The sequence below is a fragment of the Romboutsia hominis genome (assembly GCF_900002575.1).
In the GTDB taxonomy this organism is placed as follows: domain Bacteria; phylum Bacillota; class Clostridia; order Peptostreptococcales; family Peptostreptococcaceae; genus Romboutsia_C; species Romboutsia_C hominis.
In genome coordinates this window covers 887,844-913,285 of the sequence record NZ_LN650648.1, presented here as the reverse complement: position 1 = coordinate 913,285, position 25,442 = coordinate 887,844, and the positions used below count along the sequence as shown (strand labels likewise).

23 protein-coding genes are annotated in these 25,442 nt (G+C 26.7%); 8 read left to right on the top strand and 15 right to left on the bottom strand.

Annotated elements, in window-relative coordinates:
• Nucleotides 1-91: 91 nt before the first annotated feature.
• The 4 genes from FRIFI_RS04275 to FRIFI_RS04260 form a co-directional block, all read right to left on the bottom strand.
• Entirely contained in the window at nt 92-2,587 is a 2,496-nt protein-coding gene (locus FRIFI_RS04275; protein ID WP_166505078.1) for a heavy metal translocating P-type ATPase, read from the bottom strand.
• Between the two features lie 275 nt (nt 2,588-2,862).
• Entirely contained in the window at nt 2,863-3,420 is a 558-nt protein-coding gene (locus tag FRIFI_RS04270) for a hypothetical protein (protein ID WP_166505077.1), read from the bottom strand.
• An 80-nt stretch (nt 3,421-3,500) separates the two neighbouring features.
• Nucleotides 3,501-4,175 (bottom strand): hypothetical protein, encoded by a 675-nt coding sequence (locus FRIFI_RS04265; RefSeq protein ID WP_092926660.1) that lies wholly within the window; start codon nt 4,173-4,175, stop codon nt 3,501-3,503.
• A gap of 124 nt (nt 4,176-4,299) precedes the next feature.
• Complete coding sequence (locus tag FRIFI_RS04260) at nt 4,300-4,971, bottom strand: PspA/IM30 family protein (protein ID WP_166505076.1); 672 nt, start codon at nt 4,969-4,971, stop codon at nt 4,300-4,302.
• 225 nt (nt 4,972-5,196) lie between these two features.
• On the opposite strand from FRIFI_RS04260, the gene FRIFI_RS04255 reads away from it, so the two are divergent.
• Entirely contained in the window at nt 5,197-5,721 is a 525-nt protein-coding gene (locus tag FRIFI_RS04255; RefSeq protein ID WP_092926664.1) for a 2'-5' RNA ligase family protein, read from the top strand.
• Nucleotides 5,722-5,772: 51 nt separating this feature from the next.
• Here the strand turns inward: FRIFI_RS04255 and FRIFI_RS15225 are convergent, their stop codons facing one another.
• Together FRIFI_RS15225 and FRIFI_RS04250 are read right to left on the bottom strand one after the other, a co-directional pair.
• A complete protein-coding gene (locus tag FRIFI_RS15225) occupies nt 5,773-5,901 on the bottom strand; it encodes a hypothetical protein (protein ID WP_271891992.1) in 129 nt (42 codons plus the stop codon).
• A 455-nt stretch (nt 5,902-6,356) separates the two neighbouring features.
• Nucleotides 6,357-6,548 carry a DUF1450 domain-containing protein gene (locus FRIFI_RS04250; protein WP_092926666.1) on the bottom strand — a complete coding sequence of 64 codons (192 nt, stop codon included), beginning with the start codon at nt 6,546-6,548 and terminating at the stop codon, nt 6,357-6,359.
• Between the two features lie 230 nt (nt 6,549-6,778).
• Here FRIFI_RS04250 and FRIFI_RS04245 point away from each other — a divergent pair, with 230 nt between their 5' ends.
• Complete coding sequence (locus FRIFI_RS04245) at nt 6,779-7,387, top strand: acetate uptake transporter (protein WP_092926668.1); 609 nt, start codon at nt 6,779-6,781, stop codon at nt 7,385-7,387.
• Between the two features lie 400 nt (nt 7,388-7,787).
• Nucleotides 7,788-9,611: a translational GTPase TypA gene (typA, locus tag FRIFI_RS04240; RefSeq protein WP_092926670.1), complete on the top strand. Its 1,824-nt coding sequence runs from the start codon at nt 7,788-7,790 to the stop codon at nt 9,609-9,611.
• Nucleotides 9,612-9,690: 79 nt separating this feature from the next.
• On the opposite strand, the gene FRIFI_RS04235 is transcribed toward typA, so the two are convergent.
• The 3 genes from FRIFI_RS04235 to FRIFI_RS04225 form a co-directional block, all read right to left on the bottom strand.
• On the bottom strand, nt 9,691-10,998 hold the full coding sequence (locus FRIFI_RS04235) for an APC family permease (protein WP_092926672.1): 1,308 nt from the start codon (nt 10,996-10,998) through the stop codon (nt 9,691-9,693).
• A gap of 31 nt (nt 10,999-11,029) precedes the next feature.
• Nucleotides 11,030-11,764, bottom strand: coding sequence for a gamma-glutamyl-gamma-aminobutyrate hydrolase family protein (locus tag FRIFI_RS04230; protein WP_092926674.1), 735 nt, complete (start codon nt 11,762-11,764; stop codon nt 11,030-11,032).
• A gap of 382 nt (nt 11,765-12,146) precedes the next feature.
• Complete coding sequence (locus tag FRIFI_RS04225; RefSeq protein WP_092926676.1) at nt 12,147-14,162, bottom strand: sigma-54 interaction domain-containing protein; 2,016 nt, start codon at nt 14,160-14,162, stop codon at nt 12,147-12,149.
• 587 nt (nt 14,163-14,749) lie between these two features.
• Between FRIFI_RS04225 and FRIFI_RS04220 the strand changes: the two genes are divergently transcribed.
• Nucleotides 14,750-15,805 (top strand): NAD(P)H-dependent flavin oxidoreductase, encoded by a 1,056-nt coding sequence (locus FRIFI_RS04220; RefSeq protein WP_166506228.1) that lies wholly within the window; start codon nt 14,750-14,752, stop codon nt 15,803-15,805.
• 148 nt (nt 15,806-15,953) lie between these two features.
• On the opposite strand, the gene FRIFI_RS04215 is transcribed toward FRIFI_RS04220, so the two are convergent.
• The gene (locus FRIFI_RS04215) at nt 15,954-17,084 is read right to left on the bottom strand and encodes an aldo/keto reductase (protein ID WP_092926680.1); all 1,131 of its coding nucleotides are present in this window, start codon (nt 17,082-17,084) and stop codon (nt 15,954-15,956) included.
• A 377-nt stretch (nt 17,085-17,461) separates the two neighbouring features.
• On the opposite strand from FRIFI_RS04215, the gene FRIFI_RS04210 reads away from it, so the two are divergent.
• Both FRIFI_RS04210 and FRIFI_RS04205 read left to right on the top strand, forming a co-directional pair.
• The gene (locus FRIFI_RS04210) at nt 17,462-18,397 is read left to right on the top strand and encodes a magnesium transporter CorA family protein (RefSeq protein WP_092926682.1); all 936 of its coding nucleotides are present in this window, start codon (nt 17,462-17,464) and stop codon (nt 18,395-18,397) included.
• Between the two features lie 188 nt (nt 18,398-18,585).
• On the top strand, nt 18,586-19,548 hold the full coding sequence (locus FRIFI_RS04205) for a calcium/sodium antiporter (protein ID WP_166505075.1): 963 nt from the start codon (nt 18,586-18,588) through the stop codon (nt 19,546-19,548).
• Nucleotides 19,549-19,593: 45 nt separating this feature from the next.
• On the opposite strand, the gene FRIFI_RS04200 is transcribed toward FRIFI_RS04205, so the two are convergent.
• Entirely contained in the window at nt 19,594-21,453 is a 1,860-nt protein-coding gene (locus tag FRIFI_RS04200; protein WP_092926686.1) for an SEL1-like repeat protein, read from the bottom strand.
• 291 nt (nt 21,454-21,744) lie between these two features.
• On the opposite strand from FRIFI_RS04200, the gene FRIFI_RS04195 reads away from it, so the two are divergent.
• Nucleotides 21,745-21,891, top strand: a complete 147-nt coding sequence (locus tag FRIFI_RS04195; RefSeq protein ID WP_166505074.1) for a hypothetical protein — start codon at nt 21,745-21,747, stop codon at nt 21,889-21,891.
• A 43-nt stretch (nt 21,892-21,934) separates the two neighbouring features.
• Here the strand turns inward: FRIFI_RS04195 and FRIFI_RS04190 are convergent, their stop codons facing one another.
• From FRIFI_RS04190 to FRIFI_RS04175, 4 genes are all read right to left on the bottom strand, one after another.
• A complete protein-coding gene (locus FRIFI_RS04190) occupies nt 21,935-22,162 on the bottom strand; it encodes a hypothetical protein (RefSeq protein WP_166506227.1) in 228 nt (75 codons plus the stop codon).
• Nucleotides 22,163-22,269: 107 nt separating this feature from the next.
• Nucleotides 22,270-22,674: a hypothetical protein gene (locus tag FRIFI_RS04185; RefSeq protein WP_166505073.1), complete on the bottom strand. Its 405-nt coding sequence runs from the start codon at nt 22,672-22,674 to the stop codon at nt 22,270-22,272.
• A 249-nt stretch (nt 22,675-22,923) separates the two neighbouring features.
• Nucleotides 22,924-24,087, bottom strand: a complete 1,164-nt coding sequence (locus FRIFI_RS04180; RefSeq protein WP_092926690.1) for an AI-2E family transporter — start codon at nt 24,085-24,087, stop codon at nt 22,924-22,926.
• A gap of 300 nt (nt 24,088-24,387) precedes the next feature.
• Complete coding sequence (locus FRIFI_RS04175) at nt 24,388-24,744, bottom strand: GntR family transcriptional regulator (RefSeq protein ID WP_166505072.1); 357 nt, start codon at nt 24,742-24,744, stop codon at nt 24,388-24,390.
• A gap of 381 nt (nt 24,745-25,125) precedes the next feature.
• On the opposite strand from FRIFI_RS04175, the gene FRIFI_RS04170 reads away from it, so the two are divergent.
• On the top strand, nt 25,126-25,365 hold the full coding sequence (locus FRIFI_RS04170) for a hypothetical protein (RefSeq protein ID WP_166505071.1): 240 nt from the start codon (nt 25,126-25,128) through the stop codon (nt 25,363-25,365).
• The last annotated feature ends 77 nt before the right edge of the window (nt 25,366-25,442 follow it).

Sequence of the window (25,442 nt, the reverse complement as noted above, 5' to 3'; positions counted from 1 at the left end):
CTAATTTACAAACTTTATTTTCATCATTTTACACTATTTTAAATTAATTTTTTATAAACTAAAAAGAGTTGCTTAAGGTAACTCTTTTTTATTATTTGTATGTTTTAAAGTTTTTTAGTCTAAGTGCATTACTTACTACTGATACTGAACTTAAACTCATAGCTGCTGCTGCAAACATTGGATTTAGTAGCGGTCCTCCGAATATATAAAGTAGCCCTGCTGCTATTGGTATTCCTATTGTATTGTATCCAAATGCCCAGAATAAGTTTTCTTTTATATTCTTAATTGTCTCATTACTTAGTTTTATTGCATTACATACATCAATTAAATCACTTTTCATTAAAACAATATCTGCAGATTCCATAGCCACATCTGTTCCATTTCCTATAGCTATACCTACGTTAGCTTGTGCTAGTGCTGGTGCATCATTTATACCATCTCCAACCATAGCAACAAACTTACCTTCATTTTGAAGATTTTTAACTACATTTGATTTATCTTGAGGTAATACTTCTGATACTACTATATCTATTCCAACCTCTCTAGCTATAGCATTGGCAGTCTTTTTATTATCTCCTGTTACCATAGCTACTTTTATTCCCATTTCATGTAATTTGTCTACTGCTTTTTTACTATTTTCTTTAACAGTATCGGCAACTGCTATTATTCCAGCTATATTATTTTCTATAGCTATATACATAGGTGTTTTTCCTTCTTGTGCTAACCTATCAGATTTTTTATGTAGAGATTCTAGACTTATATCTCTACTTTCCATTAATCTTTTATTACCAAGTAATATATTTTTATTATCTATGTTTACTTCTATACCATGTCCTGGTATAGCTTTAAAGTTTTTAACTTCTACAAATTTTATTCCTATTTCTTCACCATACTTAACTATAGCTTCCCCTAATGGATGTTCTGATGTTTTTTCTGCACTTGCTGCTATTTGTATTATATATTTTTCATCTATATCATCACTTACTATAACATCTGTTACTTTTGGCTTACCTTCAGTTATAGTTCCTGTTTTATCAAATATTACAGTATCTACTTTATGTGCAAGTTCTAAAGCTTCTCCACCTTTTATAAGTATTCCATTTTCTGCCCCTTTTCCTGTACCAACCATTATAGCTGTTGGTGTTGCAAGTCCTAATGCACATGGACAGGCTATAACTAATACAGATATAAATATTGTTAAGACAAACTCTAAATCTTTATTTCCAAATAAAGCCCAAGCTGCTGCTGACACTATAGCTATTATTATAACAACTGGTACAAAATATCCTGATACAGTATCTGCAAGTTTTGCAATAGGTGCTTTTTTGCCTTGTGCATCTTCCACTAATTTTATAATTTGAGATAAAGCTGTATCACTACCTACTTTTTCTGCTTTAAATTTTATACTTCCATGCTTATTTATACTAGCTCCAGTTACCTTATCACCAATATTTTTTTCAACAGGTATACTTTCCCCTGTAAGCATTGATTCATCTACTGATGTAGTACCATCTACTACAACACCATCTACTGGTATCTTGCTACCTGGTTTTACTATTATTATATCTCCAACTTCAACTTCATCTATTGGTACTTCAATTTCTTTATCACCTTTTAATATAAGTGCAGTTTTTGGTTGAAGTCCCATAAGTTTTTTTATTGCTTCACTAGTTTTTCCTTTTGATCTTGATTCTAAATATTTCCCAAGTAATATTAAAGCAATTATTATTCCTGCACTTTCATAGTATAACTGATGATGTCCGTGAGGCATTTGTCCATTATAATTTGCTATTTTAAATGTTGTATATACACTATATAAAAATGCTGCTGATGTACCTATTGCAACTAGAGAATCCATATTAGGACTTTTTGTTAGTAATGCTTTAAATCCATTTACATAGAATTTATACCCAGCTCCCATTACAGGTATAACAAGTAACATTTGAATTAGTGCATAATTTAAAGGGTTTGTATTAGGATTTATTATGCTTGGTACTGGTAATGGACCAAAGGGTTTTGTTATCATAGGTCCCATCGCTATATAAAATAGTGGTATAGAGAATCCTACAGCTATTATAAACTTAGTAAATAAAGTTTTCATTTCTTTTTCTTTTCTTAATTTATCTTCATCTATTTGATTTTTATCTTTATTATTCTCTAATACTTCATATCCTGACTTTTTAATAGCTTCTTCTAATTTAGATAATTTAATCTTGCTTGGATCATAACTTATTGATGCTATTTCTGTAGCTATATTCACACTTGAACTTTCTACTCCATCTAATTTCTTAGTAGCTCTTTCAACAGCTTTTGCACATGCTGCACATGTCATTCCACCAATTTTTAAATCAACCTTTTTATATGTTGTATCTTCTAATATATCATATCCTGATTTTTGTATAGCTTTTTTAAAGTCTTCAAAACCAACTTTACTATCATCGTATACTATTTCTAACTTTTCTGTCACCATGTTTATACTCTGACTTTGTACTCCATCTAGCTTTTTGACGGCTCTTTCAACAGCTTTTGCACATGCTGCACAAGTCATTCCTGTGACTTTATACGTTTTTGTAATTATATTACCCATGTCATTTGGCTCCTTTATTTTTTAATTATATTTTTTATATACCCTGTATAGGTATATTAAAACATTTTTATAAGTCTATAAATTTTTAAGTGTTATCACTTAACAAATAAAAAATATACTTTCCTAATATCATAATAATTTCCTCTTATACTTAAAATATCCATTTTATAACCTATTTTTTATCAATACTTTTATACTAAAAAATCCTTATCTGTAAAAAAATAACCTATGTATAGACTTATTATCTACCATAGGTTGTTTTTTCTTTACTAATATTAATCTCCGTCTCTTCTATTTTTTATAAAATCTATTGCTATATATAACACTACTACTATAGTTAATATAACTACTAGCTTTACTATCCACGAACTCATTGAAAAACTATAAAACATTCTTCCAAAAGGACTAAATCCTCCGCTATAATATCCTCCTCCAAATATAGGCCTACTTGATTTAGGCTCATCATAGTCATAATATTTTTTATTGGTATTAGAATTATTTTCATTACTTTCATTTTTAGGCTTTGTAGAAAAACTTCCTGAGTCTGGTTTTATAGTGCTATTTGATTTGCTATCTGTTTTACTGTCTATATTGCTGTTATCACTTGGCTTAGTCGTAAAGCCTCCTGAATCTGGCTTTATAGTACTTTGTGGTTTGCTACTTTTACTGCTCTTTAAGCTACTACTTGGTTTACTAGAAAAACTACCAGAACTTGGCTTTATACTCTTTGGCTTAGAGTAACTTTTACTAGAACTACTTGAATGAAAAGAGCTCCTACTTCTTGAGTAAGCTACTTCACCTAAATCTTTCCCATAGGCCTCTGATTTTATCATTGAGAGTGAATTAAATGTAACTAAAAACGTAAATAAAGCTACTAATAATAGGGGAAATAATCTTAACTTATTTTTCTTCACTATACTGTAAGCCCTAGTTCTATAAATTTATTATTAAGTCTTATAAGTTCATCTTGACTATCATCAACTATTACAGAATCATAATTTTCTTCCCCTTTAAATTTAGAGTATCTTAATAAATGTTGATTATCATAGTCTTTTGAATCAATTAAATATACATATCTAAATATATTGCTATCACTTTTTTCTATTAAGTATCCTGCTACATTAAATATTATTTCTTTATTACCATCGTATAAAGTCACAGTTTCCTTTGTTTTAGTAAATGCATCAGTTTTTTTATCACATCCATATACATATTCTTCTTCTCTACAATTTAAACAAGAATTAACCATGCAATTTGATGCACAATTTATACACTTACATTTGCTACACTTTTGTAGTTTATCTATATCCCTTTTTTTATCTATAGTTAAATAATTATTAATTTTTGATTCTATATCATCACTTTTACTGAATAATTTTTTAAAAAAGCCTTTATCTTTTTTACTTTCACTTTCTAATCTATCTAAAAAGTCCATATAATCTTTTAATGTTTCAACTTTATTTATAAATGTTCTTTTATTTAATTCATTTTCATCTAACATTTGTCTTAAGTCATCATAAGAAAACATTATATCTGAGTAAATCTTTTTATATTTGTCTTTTTCGCTTTGTATTATTTCATTTGCCATAACTTTGCACCCCTTACATTAACTAATAAAAAAAATTTGCTTCGTCTATATAACCAACTTTTATGATTTGGTATTTAAACGAAGCATTCATCTACAAATATTTAAATAGATTAATATAATCTACTTATTTTTTCATTTGTTCTTTTATTCTTTCTAATTCTTTAGCTACTTCATCATCAACTGATGGAGAACTACTTATATATTCATCTAAAAGTTCATCTTCGTCTTTAGGTTTTAAATCTTCTAATGCTTTACCATAGCTTTCCTTTTGAACAACTTTCTTTTCCAGTTCATCTAAGTTTATACCATGATCATCATTTAAACCAGCTAATGTCTCATTTATATCATTATTTATTTCAGCAACATCAAGTCTTGTAGCTAATTCTTGCTTTTTAGATTTCATTTTAGATATTTCTATTTCTAAGTCTGATATTTTATTTTTTACAAGTTGTATTTTTTCATCTTGTTCTTTTATTCTAGCTTCTGTTTGAGTTAATTTTCCTTGAAGTTCTAATTTTTGTTTTACAAAGTTTTGCGCTTTTTCATTGTCTTCCTTTTGTATAGCAACTTTAGTGGCTTCTTCATATTTATCTATTTTTTCTTGTATATCTTTTTTCTCATTTCTAATTCCATCTACTGATGCTATAAAGTTTGCACATTGTTTTTTAGCATCTTGTAATAACTTTTCTTTTTTAGTTATAGATAGTTCTAACATTTCAATTGGATTTTCATGCTTATCTAACGCTTTGTTAGCCTTTGCATCCACTATATTTTTTAGTCTTTTAAAAAAGCTCATTTTTCATCCCATCCTTTTATTATTGTGATTATACATTGATAATCATAACCTTATAATATATTGTATATTTATATATAACATGTGTCTATACTATAATTGGTATAAATACTGTAACCTTTTAACTTAATATATAAATATATGTTATATTTCATTTTATAATATTTATATGAATTCTTTATGAAATATTTGTTAAAAATTAGTATAAATATACTTGGAGGTAAACATTTGAGATATGTAATAGTTAGTGTTTTAAAAAAAGATGCAGGCAAATTTAATAACACTTTAAGAAAGGATGTCTTTGATAAGTTTGGTGTTAAATCTTCTAAACTGCCTGCTCACTTTACTATAAAATCCCCTTTTGAAAGTGATGATATTTCGCAATTAGAAAAAACATTAAATATATTTTCTAATTCTAATGATGCTACACCTTATGAAATACATGGATATGATCATTTTGATGATCGAGTTATATATATGAAAGTTTTTATGAGTAATGATGCTAAATTTGTTCATGATAAACTTATAGATGAACTTTCCTCTATAAATTATATAAACTTTGATAGCCATGATGGTAAGGATAAAATATTCCATGTTACAATAAGTTCTAAAAAAATAAGAAGTAAGTTTAATGAACTGTGGGATTATGTAAATAATATCCCTTGTGATTTCTATTGCAGTTTTGATAATATTTCAATATATAAGTGGATAGATAATAATTGGATACTTCACAAAGAATATATTCTCAAATAAATATATTTTTATATAAAATTCCCCTTTAAAAAATAAAGGGGAATTTTATAATTATATACAGTTTCTAATTTTTGGACCACCAACTCTATCTACTTCACTACTTTCGTATAAGTTTACTATCGTATTAAATCCTTTTGATATCTTAAAATATATATTATCTATTGATAGATTTATATTCATTCTTGCATTTTAATTTTGTAGTACTACAAATTGATCAACATTTGAAGTTTTAGTGGAGCTACATCCTACCAACATAAGTGACGAGATAAATGTAATTCCAAGAACTGTTTTTGCCTTCTTTGTTCATATTACCCACACTAATATTTCCCATGTTTTTGTTTTAATTTATATTGTATATTTATAGATAGATTTTTTTATCGATTTTCTGAATTATATATATTAATTAATTTATATATATCCCTTTCCTTTTATATATGATAAAAAATTTACTTCGCCTAAGCGACGTGTCAGAGAAACACTTCGTGTCGCCAATGACTTCATCAGTTGCTCAAAATATCTTTTTTTCGATCAACTAAACTTATTGGTATTACTTGACTACAATAATTATACACAGTTTTTAAAGTATCATAATTTCCTTAAGCATAAAAAATACCATGATTAATCATGGTATTTTTTTATTTTTTTATCATATCAAATAGCTCTTTTTCTGTTTGCTTTATAACAAGATTTCCATCAATCTTAGCTACAGCCTCTTTTGAATACATTCTACAAACACCTATACATCCTGTACTTACATTTTCTTCTCCAGCTATTTCTTTTAATTTATTAACATCAACGTTTGAGCAATATGGACACACTCTAATCATTTTCATTCTCCTTATTTAATTAATTATTTTAAATTATTATTACCCTATAAAAATATACAGTAAACATTTGTATATTTTTATAAATTTTATTCAATTTGAATTTTTTTGAATTTTCTCTTGCGTTTTTGTCAATAAAGATGTTATTATAGTTTAGTCTTTGTTATGAATAAAGTATATTGTATACAAAGATGAACTTATATAATTATAAATAAATTTTTTTGGAGGAAATCATGAACGAAACTAAAGTTAAAGTTGTAACTGCTGATCCTTCAGCATTAGGGCTTTTTGGATTAGCAATGATAACATTAGTTGCATCATCTCAAAAGTTAGGATTAACTTCTGGTGTATCTTTTGTTATCCCATGGGCAATATTTTTAGGAGCATCTGCCCAATTAATGGCAAGTATAAACGATTTTAAACATAACAATACATTTGGAGCTACTGCATTTGGTGGATATGCATTTTTCTGGTACTCAGTTGGATTAGTATGGTTAATTCAAAATGGAGTATTTGGACAAGCTTTAGCTTCTACTATAGATGTTAAGCAATTAGGTTTTGCATACTTAGGTTACCTAATATTTACTTTATATATGACTATAGGTGCAATGGAGACACATAAAGTATTATTTATAATATTTGTACTTATAGACTGCTTATTTATAGGGCTTACTTTAAGTTCATTCGGTATAATGTCAGAAGCAACTCATACATTTGCTGCATACTCAGAAATGCTTATAGCAGTATTCTCATTCTATGGTTCTGCTGCTTCAGTACTGAATGCTCATTTTGGAAGAGTATTTTTACCTGTTGGTAAGCCATTTGGAATATTCAAAAAATAATTTAATATTAACTAAGATTTTTAAATTTATATTATAATAATTTTTAGACATATTTTAGACATTAAAATCCTACCTATATAAATAGGTAGGATTTTTTCATTTAATTAATATTTTTTATTTGTATTTATTGATTTCCTCATTGTTATTTTCATTAAACTAAAAAATGCAATCTAAATTCTATTCAAAATTTTTAATACATATCTACCCTTTACCACAAACATTTTCCCTTAGATAAAAAAACTAACTTTTATTTTTTATCTTTAAAATTAACTTTAAATTATTTTTTTTTACATAAAATATATTCATTGTTATACTTTTATTTTAAGTTTTAGTATCTTGTATACACAGTTATACTGTGCTATACTAAATAAGTTATTTTAATGCGAAAGGAGCATATTCAATGTCAAAAAACAAAATAATAAACATAGCGGTTATAGCCCACGTTGATGCTGGTAAGTCAACTTTAGTTGATGCTTTCTTACATCAATCTGGAACATTTAGAGATAATGAAGTAGTTAAAGACTGTGTAATGGATAGTAATGACCTTGAAGCAGAAAGAGGTATAACAATATATTCTAAAAACTGTTCTATAAACTATAAGGACTACAAGATAAATATAGTAGATACACCAGGACATAGTGACTTCTCTTCTGAAGTTGAACGTGTTATAAAGACTGTTGATACAGTTATATTACTAGTTGATGCTAGTGAAGGACCAATGCCTCAAACAAGATTCGTTTTACAAAAATCTTTAGAAGCTGGACTTAGACCAATACTTTTCATAAACAAGATAGACAAGCAAGATCAAAGAGCTGAAGAAGTTGTTGATGAAGTATTTGACTTATTCGTTGACTTAAACGCAACTGATGAGCAATGTGAATTCCCAATAATATACGGTATAGCTAAACAAGGTATAGCTAAGAAAGAAATGGACGATGAAAGTACTAACTTAGCTCCATTATTTGAAACTGTTGTTGAACATGTTGAAGCATACCCTGATTACAGTGAAGAACCTCTTCAATTACAAATATCTGCACTTGCTTATGATGACTATGTAGGTAGACTTGGAATCGGTAGAGTTTACAAAGGAACTATAAAAAATGGTTCTCAAGTTTCTATATGTAAAGCTGATGGTTCAGTAGCTAAAGGAAGAATATCTAAGCTTACAGTTTATGAAGGATTAAACCAAGTTGAAAAAGATGAAGCTTATGCTGGAGATATAGTTGTTATAGCTGGTATAAGTGATATATCTATAGGTGAAACTATATGTGATAGTGACAATCCAATTCCAATGGAAATGATACACATAGAAGAACCTACTTTATCTATGAACTTCTTAGTTAATGACTCTCCATTCTGCGGAAAAAGTGGTAAGTTCGTAACTACAAGACACTTAAAAGATAGATTAGACAAAGAATTAGAAGTTAATGTTGGTCTTAAAGTTGAGCCATTAGACACAACTGATGGATACAGAGTATCAGGACGTGGAGAGCTTCACTTATCTATCCTTTTAGAAAACATGAGACGTGAAGGATACGAAATAGGTGTTTCTAAACCAGAAGTTTTATTTATAAAAGAAGATGGTAAGTTATTAGAGCCAATGGAAAGAGTTATAGTTAACTGTCCAGAAGTTTACTCAGGAACTGTAATAAATAAATTAAACCTAAGAAAAGCAATGATGGAAGCTATGGAAATAGAAGGTGACTATGTTAAAATAACATTCATCGCTCCAACAAGAGGATTACTTGGATACAGAAGTGAATTCATAAACGATACTCGTGGAGAAGGTTCTTTAGTTAGATCATTTGAGAGATATGAAGAACATAAAGGTGAAATACCTGGAAGAACTAACGGAGTTTTAATAGCTCAAACAGCTGGTACTACTATGGCTTATGCTCTTAATGCATTAAGCGAAAGAGCTCAAATGTTTGTTGACCCTGCTGTTGAAGTTTACGAAGGTATGATAATAGGTATGAACTCTAGAAAAGATGACATGACTGTTAACCCTTGTAAAAATAAGAAATTAACTAACGTTCGTGCTTCTGGTACTGATGAAGCAGTTAAGTTACAAGCTGCTAGAACATTCACATTAGAAGAAGCTTTAGAATTTATAGAAGATGATGAGTTAGTTGAAATAACTCCAGATGCTATAAGACTTAGAAAGAAATTCTTAAATGAGCATGATAGATTAAAATACAACAAATCTAGACAAGCTAATAAATAGTTTATAAAAAGAACACTTTAGTAATTCTCTAAAGTGTTCTTTTTTATATTTCTAAAATATTAATTCTAGATACTATTTATTATTCAACATTTTTAACTTTATACACTTTAGTCATATAGAAATAGAATGGTACAGCTATTAGTAATCCACCTAGTCCCCATACTATCTTCATAGGGTCACTAATTCCTGCTTCTATTAATAGCCATAAACTAATTAATACTGCAAATATTGGTACAAATGCTCCACCTGGTATTCTAAATCTTACTTGCTTATCTTTATATTTCTTTCTAAATACTAATACTGCTATACATGTTGGTATATATTGTATAAATCTAGATATAACACTTATTTGTAATAAAAATTTAAATGAACCTGACCAAGCTATTAAAAGAGTTCCAACAACTGTTATTATTATTGCTATATATGGAGCACCTTTTTTATTATTTTTAGCTATGCACTTTGGAACTAATCCTTGTTCAGCTAATGCAACCCCTGATCTTGGTGTTAAGAAAGATGCTGCTATATTTATACCACCAACAGATATTACTGTTCCTATTGTTATTATATAAGTTCCAATATTACCTACCATTGATTTAGCTGCATCTGCTACAGGTGTTGCTGCTCCACTTAACTTAGGACCTAATACACCAACACTTATAGCTAAAACAAACACATATACAATTGATACTATTGCCATCACTGTAATTAAAGCTTTTGGAACGTTTTCCCTAGGATTTTCCATATCCTTTGCTGCAACTGCCAAAGATTCAAATCCTGTAAATGCATAAAATAATGATATTGCAGCTGCAACAAATGCTGTTGTTGTAGCTTCACCAGATGGTACAATTACAAACGGTTTAAAGTTACCACCTTTTACAAAGAAAATTCCTACAACTATAAAGAATATTAATGGAACAAGTTTACCTATAGTTATTATATCATTTAAAACTTTTGATGCTTGTACACCCATTATGTTTACTATTCCAAGACCTATTAATACTACACCTATTATAACATTTTTAGTAAATGGATCTGCTGCTTGAGGCCAAACAGTAGAAATCGTTATTGCAAAAAAGTTTGCCATAGCTGCCCAAGCTATCATACCTATAGCCCACTTCATAAATCCAACTTCAAAACCTATAAATTGACCAAACGCTTCCTTAGCATAAAGATATGGTCCACCATTTTCATCAAACCAACTTCCTGCCTCAGCAAAACAAAGCGCTATAGATACTGCAAGTACTGTACAAAATACTAGTACAACAATACTTGCAGGTCCTATCATTTTATATGCCTCTCCTGGCAATCCAAATATACCTGAACCTATGATTGAGTTAATGCCTAGAAGTACTATACTCCAAAAACCTAATTTTTTACTACTTTCCATAGTCTTCCTCCACCAAAATATATATTTATAATTATTTAGTTGCTTCTGTTATTAATGCCTTAAATAGCTTTTGCATGATAGGATAATCCTTTGTCATCATTTCTGGATGCCATTGAATTCCTAATACAAATTCTTCTCCTTCTTTTTCTATAGCTTCAATTACTCCATCTTTAGATTCTGCACAAACTATATATCCATTAGCTAACTCATTTACAGCTAAATGGTGAAAACTATTAACATGTATCTCACTTTCTCCTAATATATTATGTAACTTCGTACCTTCTCTTATTATGGCTGTATGTGTAGCTACATTTGATAAATGACCTTGATTATGCTTTATATAACATCCATCTATTAGAGATAAGTCTTGATATAAGCTACCTCCTTCACATACATTTATAACTTGTTCTCCTCTACATATACCTAAAATTGGCTTCTTCATTTCTAAGGCATATTTTAATAATTTAAAATCATAAGCATCTCTTTTAGGTAATATTCCACCTAATTTTTGATGTGGTTCTTCTCCCCAATTTAAGGGATTTACATCATGCCCTCCAGATAAAATAAGAGCATCTATATTTTTTACTTGTTCTCTTATTATTTCATCATTATAAACCATTGGAACTATGTAAGGTACACCCCCACACATAGCGACTGATTGAACATAGTCATTATTTACATATGCTCTTTCGTATCCTGGAAACATTCCTCCTTCATCTATTATAAGGCTACCTGATATACCTACTATAGGCTTTTTGTTTGTCATAAATTAATGCACTCCAATTCTTCTATTATTTTTAGATTATAACTATAATCTTTTGTACATCAATTACTTTAAGCAAACACTATGCCAAATTTGTATTTTATTTTTTTATATTTAGATATTTTGTATAATTTTTAAGTCCATTAACTTAATATATTTTTTAATTTTATACATTTTCAGATGTTCTTCTAATAAAGGTATACACTCATTTTATGAGTTAATTTAGTCTAGTTTCATGAATATTTTCAATAGAAAAATAGCAATAATCATAAAAATTTTTTCAATATTCGTTTTAGGAAAACTTTTACTTTACTTATTAAATAATACATAATGTTAAAATATATTTATAGGTTAAATAGGCAGTTAAATCTGCCTACTTAACTGCCTATTTTAATAACTTAAGCACCTCTATTCCCTTTTGACTTAATTCGCTTCCTTTCCTACCACTTTTTGATACTACAATATTTCTTCCTTTTAATACTTCTAATATATGTCTAATTTCACCTTCACTTATTAGTATATCTTCTTTTATAAGTTCTTTAAGTATAGCACTTCTTCCTAATGATTTATTTAAGTCATTATGATTTTTGATACATTTCATTACCTTTACTGTCTTTTCTAAAGATGTTCTATTTTTTATATAATCTATATCTTTTTTATAATCCTTTTTTATATTAGTTAGATTATGAGGTAAATCATTTGTAGTAACTTCATCTTTTGATGCCATAGTATCTATATACATAGCTGTATTTCTTAACTCTCTTATATTACCTGGCCAATCATAATCATTTATTATAATTTTTACATCTTCACTTACCTTAATTTTTCTTTTTATAAAATGTTTAAGCATCATATCTATATCTTCTTTTCTCTCTCTAAGTGGAGGTATGTGTATAGGTAATACATTTATTCTATAATATAAATCTGCCCTAAACTTTTCTTCTTTTATCATTTTAAGCAAATCTCTATTTGTTGCTGCTATTACTCTAACATCAATATCTATTACGCTTTGTCCTCCAACTGGCATAATTTGATTTTCTTGAAGTACTCTAAGTAACTTTGTTTGAAGATACATAGGCATATCCCCTATTTCATCTAAAAATATAGTTCCATTATGAGCTTGTTCAAATAGTCCTTTTTTACCACCTTTTAATGCACCAGTAAATGCTCCTTCTTCGTATCCAAATAACTCACTTTCTAATAAATTTTCAGGCATAGCAGCACAGTTTATAGCTATAAAAGGTTGTTTACTTCTATTTGAATCATTATGTATAGACTGAGCTAACAACTCTTTTCCAGTTCCACTTTCACCAGTTATTAAAACTGTATAATCTGATTTAGATATCTTTCTGGCTAACTTTTTTGTATTTTCCATATTTATAGAATTAGTTTTAATATCATCAAAAGTATATCTAGCTACTTGACCTTTATCTTTAAGAACTTTACTTAAATTTTGTTCTAATTTTTTTATATAAGTTACCTCTTGTATACAAAAATATGACCCTATATTTTTACCAAAGCTATTTATTGTGTGCTTGTTTATTGTTATATACTTATCTTTATATTTAATAACATTATCATCTTTTGTCTTATCTTTATTTAATATATCTTTTAATTCTTTATCATCTAAATTTTTAATGTTTTTACCTATTATATCTTCTTTTATATCTAAAATATTTTTCACACTTTCATTAAGGACTTTTATAATACCTTCATTTGAAAGTAATATCATACCATTTTTAGATAACTTTATAATAGATTTTAGCTCATCATTTTCTACTGTAAGATTTTTATAGGTATGATTTATTCCTGAATGTATACTAATAACTTCTTCAGAGTATTTTATTAGTCTTTGTGTTACTTCTTTTTCATCGATTTTTAGTTTGGTTATTATTTGTAGAAATGTAGATATGTCTATAAATCTATGCCCTATATCAATTACTTCTTCTATATAATCAGGAACTAAGTGTGTTTCACCAGGAGTTACACAAACTTTAATATCCTTGTATTCTTTTTCTTTATCATAGGGAATTAAATTTAAGTGATTTATACCTATGTGGTATAGCATGGATATAGTTTCAAGTATTGTTTCCTTGTTATCGTTTACAACTAACACATCTATATTTTTAGGTAGTGAAAACAGTCTGTATATATCTTTTTGCTTTACACTTCTATTTATTATTATTATTTTCTTGCTATCATCTATATAATTTTTTAGTTTTATAGACCTATCTCTAAGCATGACAAGAATTATATCATCATCGATTTTTTGACCTTTTTGTAGATTATTAAAAAAATAATTGTTTATTTTTAATTTGTCTTTGAATATCATCTTTATATTGTTGTTTAAAAAGACCTCTAATGTGGATAATCCATCTGTAACTATACCTATTGTTTTCATATTAAGTCTCCCTTTTTACTTTGTATTATATATTTTTTAATTTTTGTTATCTAATTATCCACTATTATATCTAATTTATACTTAATTTGTCTTTTATAAAAAAGAAGTTTGCTATTTTTATAGCAAACTTCTTTTTTATGTTTATTCTATATCTATTTAATATTTTATTTTATGTCGTCTATTGGTTTATATCATCTAGTATGTGATTCTCGCTTAAACATGATAAGAATGTTAATCCATACATAACACAAACTATTACTGCTGTTATAAGTATTATACCCATATCTATCACTCCTTTGCTTATATTATATCTTTAATATATGAAGTATTTATGAATTTATTTTGAAATTTCATGTATATTCATTAGTTTTTCCTATTTTTTACTATGTATACATTATAGTACTTTTTTATTATTTATTTATAGTTTAAATATTGTAACCTTTTTAAATTTTTATAATATATCATTATACAATATCTTTATTTTTCTAAAAATTTACTTGTTATTTTCTTACAATTTATTATATAATATTATTAGTACCTGGTATTAATATTTGATATAATTTTTTTATATTAAGGAGGCGTTTTTTATTAAAGCATTAAAAATTGGAGATTTAATAGCTAAAGTTCCTATAATACAAGGTGGAATGGGTATAGGAGTATCTAGATCTTCCCTTGCAGCTGCTGTAAGTCGTGCTGGTGGTATAGGAGTTATATCTGGCGTACAAATTGGCTATGATGAAAAAGATTTTGAATATAACCCTCTAAGAGCTAACTTATCGGCCCTTAGAAGTCATATAATAAAAGCTAAAGAAAATTCTAATAAAGGAATAATAGGTGTTAATCTAATGGTAGCTATGAACTACTACGAAGAACATGTAAAGGAAGCTATTTCCTCTGGTGTTGACCTTATAATATCTGGGGCTGGTCTTCCTATTAAATTACCTTCTTTAATTAAAGGCTCTAAAGTAAAAATTGCACCAATAGTCTCAACTGCTAAAGCTTGTAGTGTTATCCTAAAAATGTGGGACAAAAAAGACAAAACTACAGCTGATTTAATAATAGTTGAAGGTCCAAAAGCTGGAGGTCATTTAGGTTACAAAAAAAGTGAACTAGAAAATATAGATAGCATTAATTATGATAAAGAATTTGTAGATATACTAAAAATTACCAAAGCTTATAGTGTTAAATATAATAAAGAAATACCAGTGGTAGCCGCTGGCGGCATATTCAGTGCTGATGATGTTTTAAAATATATAAATCTAGGTGCTAGTGGTGTACAAGTAGGTACAAAATTTGTTGCAACTTATGAGTGTGATGCATCTTATGAATTTAAACAAACCTATATAAATTCTACTAAAGACAATATAAATTTAGTTGTAAGTCCAGTTGGAATGCCTGGTCGTGCAATACACAATAAATTTATAGAACGTAATTCTATATCATCACCTAAAATAACTAAATGCTATAATTGTTTAATTCCTTGTAATCCTAAAACTACTCCTTATTGTATATCAGAAGCTCTTATAAATGCAGTAAAAGGAGATGTTGATAATGGATTGCTATTTTGTGGTGAAAATGCCTACAAAGTAGATAAATTATCTTCTGTTGATGAGGTTATAAGAGAATTAACTTCTAAGTTATAGATAATTAAATTTTAGCTTTAATTGTATTTAAATGCTCTTACACTCCTAAATCTAGGGCTATTTCCTAATTCTAAAGCTAAAAATTTAAAATAAAAATAGACTAACATATGTTAGTCTATTTTTATTTTCTAAAACTAATATATTTTTATCATTTAAATGTATCTTTAACTTCTTTTAACTTTTCTATTATATTTATATGTTGAGGACATTTCTCTTCACATAATCCACATTCTACACATTTTTTTGCATCATTTCCCGACCCTACTAAAAACATATTGTATTGTTCTTTATTTTTTCCTATATCATTAAACATGAATGCATTATTTAATAATTCAAAGCAGTTTGGTATTTTAACACTGTTTGGACATGGTATACAATATTTACATCCAGTACAATTTACTCTTATTTTGGATTTAAACATATCTCTAAGCTCTTTTATCGTTTCTTTTTCATATTTACTCATAGATTCTTTTATACCTTCCTTAGAAGCTATATTTATATTCTCTACAACTTGTTCTAAACTTGACATTCCACTTAAAACTACATCTATCTCTTTCTTATCATATAAAAACTTAAAAGCCCATCCTACAGCATTTCTACTAGTTAAGCTATTATTAATTATATTTGTTATATCACTAGATAAATTATTTACTAATGCTCCTCCTCGAAGCGGTTCCATTATAACTATACCTAATCCTTTTTCTCGAGCATACATAAGTCCATCTGTACCTGCCTGATAATCTTCATCTATGTAATTATACTGTATCTGGGCAAATTCCCAGTCATAGTCATCTACTATTTCTTTAAATACATCTAATGTATCATGAAATGAAAAACCAATATGTTTTACTATTCCTCTTTCTTTTATATCTTTTATAAAATCAAATAACCCATTTTCCTTTAATCTAGTATAATCTTTCTTATTTAGATTATGTATTAAATAAAAGTCTATATAGTCAGTTTGTAATTTTTCTAATTGTTCATATATATATTTATACATATCTTCTCTTTTATTTACTAGCCATGAAGGTAGCTTTGTCGCTAATTTAACCTTTTCTCTATATCCATCTTTTAATACTTCTCCTACAAATATTTCACTTTCTCCATTATGATATGGGTATGCTGTATCTATATAATTTATACCGTTATCTATTGCATATATAAGCATTTCCCTTGATTTTTTCTTGTCTATTTTATTATCCTTTAATGGAAACCTCATACACCCAAATCCTAATATAGACACTTTTTCACCAGTATTTCCGATTTCTCTATATCTCATATTACTTCCTCCCCCTCTAAAAATATTATCTACTTATATTATATTTAATAATTTTTCCTATATATTACAATTTTTTATTATTAATCAAATAAATCATGCTATATTCTTTATTTTTTTAATATATTTTTAACTGAAAACTTGATTTATGTTTGATAACAAGGTATCCTATTTAAAGGATATAAAATTTTTAATATTATTTTTAATAGGAGAGTGATGGAAAATGGATCAAAGTCCTTTGGGGGATATTGATTTAAAAAGCATCACTTATTATTATCTTTTAAATGGCTAATTTACTTATCTTCTTATATAAATCAGTCATTTAATTAATAATACTAAGTGATAAGATTTATATAAAATTGAATAAAGGATGTGTTGCCATGATAAGATACTATAAGACTATTGACAACAAATTAGAAAAGTTAAATTCATTTGAAAATGGCTGTTGGATAAATCTTGTTGAACCTAATCAAAATGAAATAAGTGAGATAGTTGATTTATTAAATATAGATGAAGATAGTGTAAGATCTGCTCTTGATGAGGAGGAACGCTCTAGAATAGATGTCGAAGATAATCATACACTTATACTTATTGATATCCCAGTTGATGAAAGTGATGTAAATTCAACTCATTATACTACTATTCCTATTGGTATAATAATGTGTGAAAATGCAATACTTACTGTATGTTCTGCTCAAACTAAAATTATAAATGATTTTATTGTAGGCCATATAAAAGAATTTTACACTTATAAAAAAACTAGGTTTATACTTCAAATTCTTCATAAAAATGCTAGTTATTATTTATATTATCTAAGAAAAATAAATAAAATAACTACCGTTATAGAAAAAGAAGTTACTAAATCTATGAAAAATAAAGAACTTATACAGCTTCTAGAACTTGAAAAATCATTAGTTTATTTTTCTACTTCTTTAAAAGCTATAGAACTAGTTTTAAATAAAATGGTTCGTACTACTAGTATAAAAAAATACTCTGACGATGAAGATTTGCTAGAAGATGTTATAGTTGAAAATAAACAGGCTTTAGAGATGGCCACTATATATGGAGATATATTAAGTAGAATTATGGATGCTTTTAGTGCTATTATTAGTAATAATCAAAATAATGTTATGCAGTTTTTAACATCTGTTACTCTTATAACTACTATACCTACTATTGTATCTGGTTTCTTTGGAATGAACGTTGGAGGTATTCCTTATGCAAATCATATTAATGGATTTTGGATTGTAATGGTTATTACTGCTTTAATTTGCTTAGTTGTTACATTCTTTATGTCTAGAAATAAGCTATTATAATATAACAATTAATTTTAATATATTCTATAATATAATTTTCATATATTATAGAACCCTTGTAAAATAACTTGATTAACAAGTTTTTTATAAATCAAGACCTTCGAGGCAGACATGCTCTACCTTGGAGGTTTTTTATTATAAAGTTGCGTGAACTTATATTTACTTATTTATTTTTGGGAGGTAATTGTATGAATTACATATTACTAATTTTCGGTTTTTTACTGCTTATAAAAGGGGCTATCTACTTTGTTGACGGTTCATCAGATATTGCCACTATACTAAAAATTCCTCCAATTTTAATTGGACTTACTATTGTAGCTTTTGGTACATCATTACCTGAAGTTTCAGTTAGTATAATAGCTTCTATAGATAATCAAAATGGTTTATCTCTAGGAAATATTATTGGCTCTAATATATTTAATATATTGATGGTTTTAGGTACAACTGCTTTTATTAAAAATTTACAGGTTAGAAAATCAATAGTAAAAAAGGAGATGCCAATACTTATAATTACCTCTATGATAGCTTTATACTTGTCAATAGACTTAACTATAAGTCGTATTGATGGTATGATACTTTTATTGTTATTTTTACTATTTTTATATGATATGATAAAAGAAGCATTAAGAAATAGAAACTTGTCACTAAAAGAAAGTTATGAATTTTTAGAAGCAAATACAAATATAGCCTCTATATCTATAGATAATTCTTTAGCTAAGTCTTTATTAATTTCAGGAGTTGGTCTTATAGCTATTATAATTGGTGGGAAAATGGTTGTAAGTTGTGCAACTAATATAGCTTATTCCTTTGGCGTAAGTGATCACTTAATTGGTATCTCAGTTGTAGCACTTGGTACTTCTTTACCAGAATTTATTACATCTGTTATTGCAGCCACTAAAGGTGAAAACGATATTGCTGTTGGGAATGTAATTGGTTCTAATATATTTAATATTTTATTTATTTTAGGTGCATCAGCATTTATCTCTCCTTTATCTCTAGAGCCTGCACTAATATTGGATAGTATATTTATGATATGCGCTATAATACTTTCTTATATATTTGTTGTTCAAGATAAAGAAATAACAAAGTACGAAAGTTTATTTTTAATAACTACATATTTTATATATATGATATATTTAGTTTCAAGGTAAAAATACCTCAAAGTAATATATTTTACTTTGAGGTATTTTTTTCTATTATTTATCTATTATCATTTCTTCTAATGGTTTTTCAAATTGTAATTTTAAATTCTCATCTTTTTCTAATATATATATTGGTACATACTCTTCTTCTTCCTCATTTAAATCAATTTCTTTAAATGGCGGAGTAAGTACTTCATCAAAGTTTATGCTCAGATCTGGCATTGTCTTTAATATTTGCTTAGAATTATCATATTCTTCTTCTGCTAGACTTTTATACATATCTAAACTTTTCTTATAATATATACCAGCTAGCATGTATTCACATTTTTTATTTCCTAAATTAAAACCTTCTTTATAGTATTTTTTAGCTTCTTCATCTTCATTTAATTTTAGACTTAATTGCCCTAAGTTATATATAGATTCTTCGCACTTTTGGTTTCTAGCCTTTTCGTACCAATACTTTGAATTTGTATAGTCTTTATAGAAAATATCATATATAAGACCTAGCATGTGTTGTGAATATATATTTGAATCATTCGCTGGTGTTTCAAACATTTTCTTTGCTTCTTCATAATTTTCTTCTGCAAAGTATATTCTACCTAAATGTATTCTTGAATTTATGTGATTTTTTAATATGGCAATATTAAAATACTTCTTAGCATTTTCTATATCATTATTAGCTTCATATATACATCCTGCTTTATAGCTAGATTCTACATCTTGATTTTCACTAGCTCTTTTATACCACATTAAAGCTTTCTCAAAATCACACTTATCTTCATATATCTTCCCAAGCTTAACTTGACATGATAACTTATTTTCTATTTTTCTATAACAAGATATGGCATTGTCTATATCATTTATCTTATGATATAAATCACCCATATTTTCAATAGATTCTATTAATCCTCCTTCTATACATTCCTCATAATATTTTTTCGCTGTTTCATAATCCTCTTCTTCAAAATATAAACCTGCTAAATTATTTTTAGCTTCTATTATATCTGAATTTGATGCTATCTCATAATACTTTTTAGCATTTTCTATATCATTATTTCTATTATATAAGTTTCCTAATCTATAACTTGCTAAAGCACATCCATTTTTTATACTTTCTTCATAATATTCTATAGCATTTTTATCATCTTCATCTCTATCATATATATATGCCAATCTATATTGAGACTTTGTACAACCTTTGTCAGCACTTTTTATATAATATCTTTCGGCCTCTTCAAATTCTTCATTAATCTCCATTATAAGACCTATATTAAAGCACCCTTTTAAATTTCCTACTTTATGTAAATGTTTATATAAGCTTATTGCTGACTTATCATCACCATCTATATAGTTTATTATCGCTAAATTATACTTAGATTCTTCATTTAATAATACTGAACCCTTCTTATAATATTCAATAGATTCTTCTTTTTTTCCTAATTTATCATAAAGTATACCTAGATTAAAGCAAGCTAAACCAAAATTACCTTTAGCTGCTTCTTTTAACCACTTTTCACTTCTTATATAATCTTTAAGCTTATAATGAACAACTCCTAAATTATTTTGGGCTTGTAGATCTCCTAAAATAGCCAATTTTTCATACCAATAAAGTGAATATTCATAAGCATTAGATATAAAATATATATTGCCTAGATTAAGAGCAGCTTCTTCTTGTCCATTCCTAAATGCCATAGAATACCACTTTTCTGCTTCATTGTATTGACCTCTAGATTCAAATATATTACCTAATGCATATTGAGATTTTACATATCCTTCTTCTGCAGATTTTATATATACTTCTATAGCTTTATCTATTTTACCCATTTTCTCAAGCAAACTTGCTTTAGTATGATGTATTGCTGGGTCTTTTGGAATATTTTTTATATTTTGTATTGAAAATTTTGTACTTCTCATATTTAACTCCCTATTTAAACTTTACTTTTATTTTAGTAATCTGTTTTAATAATTATATATTATATAACAAACTTACAATTTTTAGCTAATTTTTTGTCTTTCTGTAATAATATTGTAATAGTAGATATATTTAATTAATTTTTATGTAGTGTATAGCCATGCATACTAATATCTTATATAATTTATGTATAAATTATATTTATTATGAGTTTAAGTGGCTTGTTCATTTATGTATTAGCATTATAATGTTTTTTAATAAATATTTATAACTTAGTAAATAGGAGTGATTTTATGAATATAGATTTAATTTTTAAAATAGTTATGGCTATTGTATTAATTGGTATCGCTATAAAAGCAATTAAGTTTTTAGGTGGATTAGTCTTTAAGATAGCACTTGTACTATTTATAATACTTTTAGTTTATAGAATGTTTATCTAAAATAGAAAATACCCCACTTGATTTACTTTAAGTGGGGTATTTTCTATTTTAATGTTTTTAAATCTATATATGCTTCAATTTGAGGTATATACAACATATGATTTTCTTTTATATGTGTATTACCAAATTCCTTAAGTTCTTTTCCTTCTTTATCTTTAGTTATTTTATATCTTACAACTTCATTACCTTCATTTATACTTGCATTAAAAAACATTCCTTCATACTGCTTAAATCTAAAATTAAAATTATCTCTTGTAAGTTTTATAGTTATTTCTGCCATAACTCTTCCTTTCTTTATATATTTTAATTTTGTCTTATTATATCATAATTATAAATCATAAAAAAGAGCCATCTAATATTAGATAGCTCTTTTTTATATTAAAAATATAGCTCTTTAATCTTCATAGCATCATTTGTCCAACCATTGTTTTTACGTATTAATTTTAAATTTTTACCTTTACTTACTAATATTGTAACTAACTCTTCTTTCCCCTTTTCTTCTACAATAAAATCCTCAACATTTTTTAAGGGTATCTTTGATAAATTGTTTCCCTCGGATAATCCCCCTAATGGTACATGATATATTCCTTCTAAGTATAAATTTTTATCTGTTAATGTAACTATGTATTCATTAACGATTTCTCCTGCTGCAACTAGTGATTGACTCGCTACAAACATATTGGTTAAAAAATTTAATACTAATTCAGTATTGCTTACTTTCCTATAACACTTCATACTAGCTCTTACTATTTCGTTGTCTTCTAATTCTAACTCCCTACTCATAAGACTTTTCCTCCTAATGATGTGATTATTATGATTAATAATTTATAGCTAAGTACTCTTATATAAAATAAGCTTTTCCTCCATTATACAATGTATAATTGACTCAATCAAGTAAATTATTTTTTTATGTATATTTATATTCTTTTTGTCAATAATATAAATGTTATTACGTTACTCTCAGAATTTATAACATTTAAGAGGCTGTTGCAAAATGATTAGATTTAATCATTCTACAACAGCCTCTTTGCATTACATATATTTTTCTGTATCTTCTGGCAGCCCTTTTTTCTTTAATCTATATTCCACTATCTCTTTTACTATAGAGTATAGCCAAGCAAATAAAGGAACGCCTATTATCATTCCAACTAATCCTAATAACTTTCCTGCTACTAATAATGAGAATAATATCCAAAATGCTGATATTCCTATTGAATCTCCTAATATCTTAGGTCCTATTACATTACCATCTAATTGTTGTATAATAATTATTATTAATATAAACCATAATGCTTTAATTGGAGATACAAACATTATTATTATAACTGAAGGTATAGCTCCAAAGAACGGCCCAAAGAATGGTATTATGTTAGTTATACCTATTATTACTGATATAAGTAATGTATATGGCATTTTAAATATTGTAAGTACAATGAAAGTTAATACACCTATTATAGCTGAATCTATTATCTTTCCACTTAAAAACTTACCAAATGTATCATTAGCTCTATTTGTTAACTCAATAGCTTTGTCAGCACGTGCTTTATTAAATATCGCATAAGTTACTTTTTTGCTAAGTCCACAGAACTTTTCCTTATCTATTAACATATAAATAGATATTATTAAGCCTAATACTATATTCCAAACACCTGATGCAGTAGTTTTTAACATGCCTCCAAGTACCGGAATTAAATTAGATATTATTTTTATAGTATAGTCTATAAATTCGTTCCACTTACCTACAGCTATAGTCATATATTCATTGTTTAAATCTATATTTTTAGTTAGACTTTCTATGAATACAGTTACATTATTTACATATGTTGGTATGTCATTAACAAGTCCTACCACACTGTCTACTAACTGTGGTAACACAAATTGTATAAATAAATAAAGTATTATAAAAGCTGTTGTGTAAGTTAATAATAAACTTATAGCTCTTTTACCTTTTTGTTTCATGTTTTTAATTGAATCAAACACTAAAATTTTTTCTTCAAAAAATACTAGTATAAAGTTAAGTAAATATGCTATTACAAATCCTATAACAAAAGGTTGTAATGTTGACATAACCCAACTTAAGTTTTCAGTAAATGCTGGTAGTTTGTCTAATATATTAAAAAACAATAAACTACAGCATATAACTATAATCGCATACACCGATATAGTAGTATATTTGTTATTCCATTCAACTTTCATTTACTTTGTGATTCCTCCTAATTAAATTTACCTTCTAATAGATGATTATTTTTTACCTATCATATAATTATAACCAATATAACATATTTATTGTCAATAAATTGATATATTTAATATGAATTTATCTTCATATTAAAATTTAATCTTAACTACATAGTGTTTCATCTTTGTCTGTTTTAGTAAGACCACTTATATATTTTAATATTATTAATTTACCCACACCATTTATTCCAAGTAATACTGTTATTTTCCCTTTTTATATATTTTAGTTACATTTTTTACTTCTATGATAATCTCTACCTAAAATTTTTCTTTAATTATTTGTAGTACCTCTTCCTTACTTACATTTATTGCTTTCATATTTTCTATAAATTCATTTAGAGATTCATTTATTAATTCTGATTTTATATTTTTAAGTATATTTTCATCTATCGTTATAGTGCTTTGATAGTTTTTAAATGTATTTATTATTCCCATTTCCTCCATCTCCTTATATGCCTTTTGTACTGTATTTAAATTTACATTAAGTTCTAATCCCATCTCTCTTCTTGATGGTATTATATCTCCAGAATTTAGTTTTCCTATTACTTTTTTTCTTTTTATATATTTTATTATCTGAGTATATATAGAAAATTTGTTATCTATTTTTAAATCCAATTTGACTCCTTTTTAGTGTATTATTTACGTAGTACACTTAGATTAAAATTTTTTTAACTTTATTTCTAATATGTACTACTTAAGTTAGCACACTTTTAGTAAAAACTATTCTTAAGTGTATTGTCTAATTAATACATTTAATTTGTAAATTATTTTTTAATATTCTCGTTATATATCGAAATATAATAAATTCTATTTTACTTTTATACTAGACTTACATTAGGTATTGATACGTTGTTAAATACTCATGTAATATAATTTTAAATATTTTGTCGAAATTAGTAACTTTTTCTGTATTTAATACATATTATTTATTAGATATATGAAAATATATCTTTTAATTTAAATCTTAAATAATAAAAATATAGTGGAGGTTTTAATATGTTTGGAAAAAATAATGGTTTTTGTGATGATAACTTTTTAATAATATTACTTTTATTACTTTGTAACGATGGATTCGACTGCGACCGTCATGATAAATGGGATCATCATGATAAATGCAATCATCATGATAAATGGGATCACCATGATAAATGCGACAAAAAAAATGGATTCTTCATATTTATAATAATCCTTTTATTCTTCTGTAATAAAAAAGGACATGGCAATTGCTTAAGATAATATAATTTATAATATCTATTAATTAACAAGGGGCACCTATTATATTATGGGTGCCTCATTTTTATATACATTTATTT

Coding starts and splice junctions, on each gene's coding strand:
- FRIFI_RS04275 (WP_166505078.1), bottom strand. CDS start 2,587: ATGGGTAATATAATTACAAAAACGTATAAAGTCACAGGAATGACTTGT.
- FRIFI_RS04270 (WP_166505077.1), bottom strand. CDS start 3,420: ATGATAAAATCAGAGGCCTATGGGAAAGATTTAGGTGAAGTAGCTTAC.
- FRIFI_RS04265 (WP_092926660.1), bottom strand. CDS start 4,175: ATGGCAAATGAAATAATACAAAGCGAAAAAGACAAATATAAAAAGATT.
- FRIFI_RS04260 (WP_166505076.1), bottom strand. CDS start 4,971: ATGAGCTTTTTTAAAAGACTAAAAAATATAGTGGATGCAAAGGCTAAC.
- FRIFI_RS15225 (WP_271891992.1), bottom strand. CDS start 5,901: ATGAATATAAATCTATCAATAGATAATATATATTTTAAGATATCAAAA.
- FRIFI_RS04250 (WP_092926666.1), bottom strand. CDS start 6,548: ATGATTAGAGTGTGTCCATATTGCTCAAACGTTGATGTTAATAAATTA.
- FRIFI_RS04245 (WP_092926668.1), top strand. CDS start 6,779: ATGAACGAAACTAAAGTTAAAGTTGTAACTGCTGATCCTTCAGCATTA.
- typA (WP_092926670.1), top strand. CDS start 7,788: ATGTCAAAAAACAAAATAATAAACATAGCGGTTATAGCCCACGTTGAT.
- FRIFI_RS04235 (WP_092926672.1), bottom strand. CDS start 10,998: ATGGAAAGTAGTAAAAAATTAGGTTTTTGGAGTATAGTACTTCTAGGC.
- FRIFI_RS04230 (WP_092926674.1), bottom strand. CDS start 11,764: ATGACAAACAAAAAGCCTATAGTAGGTATATCAGGTAGCCTTATAATA.
- FRIFI_RS04225 (WP_092926676.1), bottom strand. CDS start 14,162: ATGAAAACAATAGGTATAGTTACAGATGGATTATCCACATTAGAGGTC.
- FRIFI_RS04215 (WP_092926680.1), bottom strand. CDS start 17,084: ATGAGATATAGAGAAATCGGAAATACTGGTGAAAAAGTGTCTATATTA.
- FRIFI_RS04210 (WP_092926682.1), top strand. CDS start 17,462: ATGATAAGATACTATAAGACTATTGACAACAAATTAGAAAAGTTAAAT.
- FRIFI_RS04205 (WP_166505075.1), top strand. CDS start 18,586: ATGAATTACATATTACTAATTTTCGGTTTTTTACTGCTTATAAAAGGG.
- FRIFI_RS04200 (WP_092926686.1), bottom strand. CDS start 21,453: ATGAGAAGTACAAAATTTTCAATACAAAATATAAAAAATATTCCAAAA.
- FRIFI_RS04195 (WP_166505074.1), top strand. CDS start 21,745: ATGAATATAGATTTAATTTTTAAAATAGTTATGGCTATTGTATTAATT.
- FRIFI_RS04185 (WP_166505073.1), bottom strand. CDS start 22,674: ATGAGTAGGGAGTTAGAATTAGAAGACAACGAAATAGTAAGAGCTAGT.
- FRIFI_RS04180 (WP_092926690.1), bottom strand. CDS start 24,087: ATGAAAGTTGAATGGAATAACAAATATACTACTATATCGGTGTATGCG.
- FRIFI_RS04170 (WP_166505071.1), top strand. CDS start 25,126: ATGTTTGGAAAAAATAATGGTTTTTGTGATGATAACTTTTTAATAATA.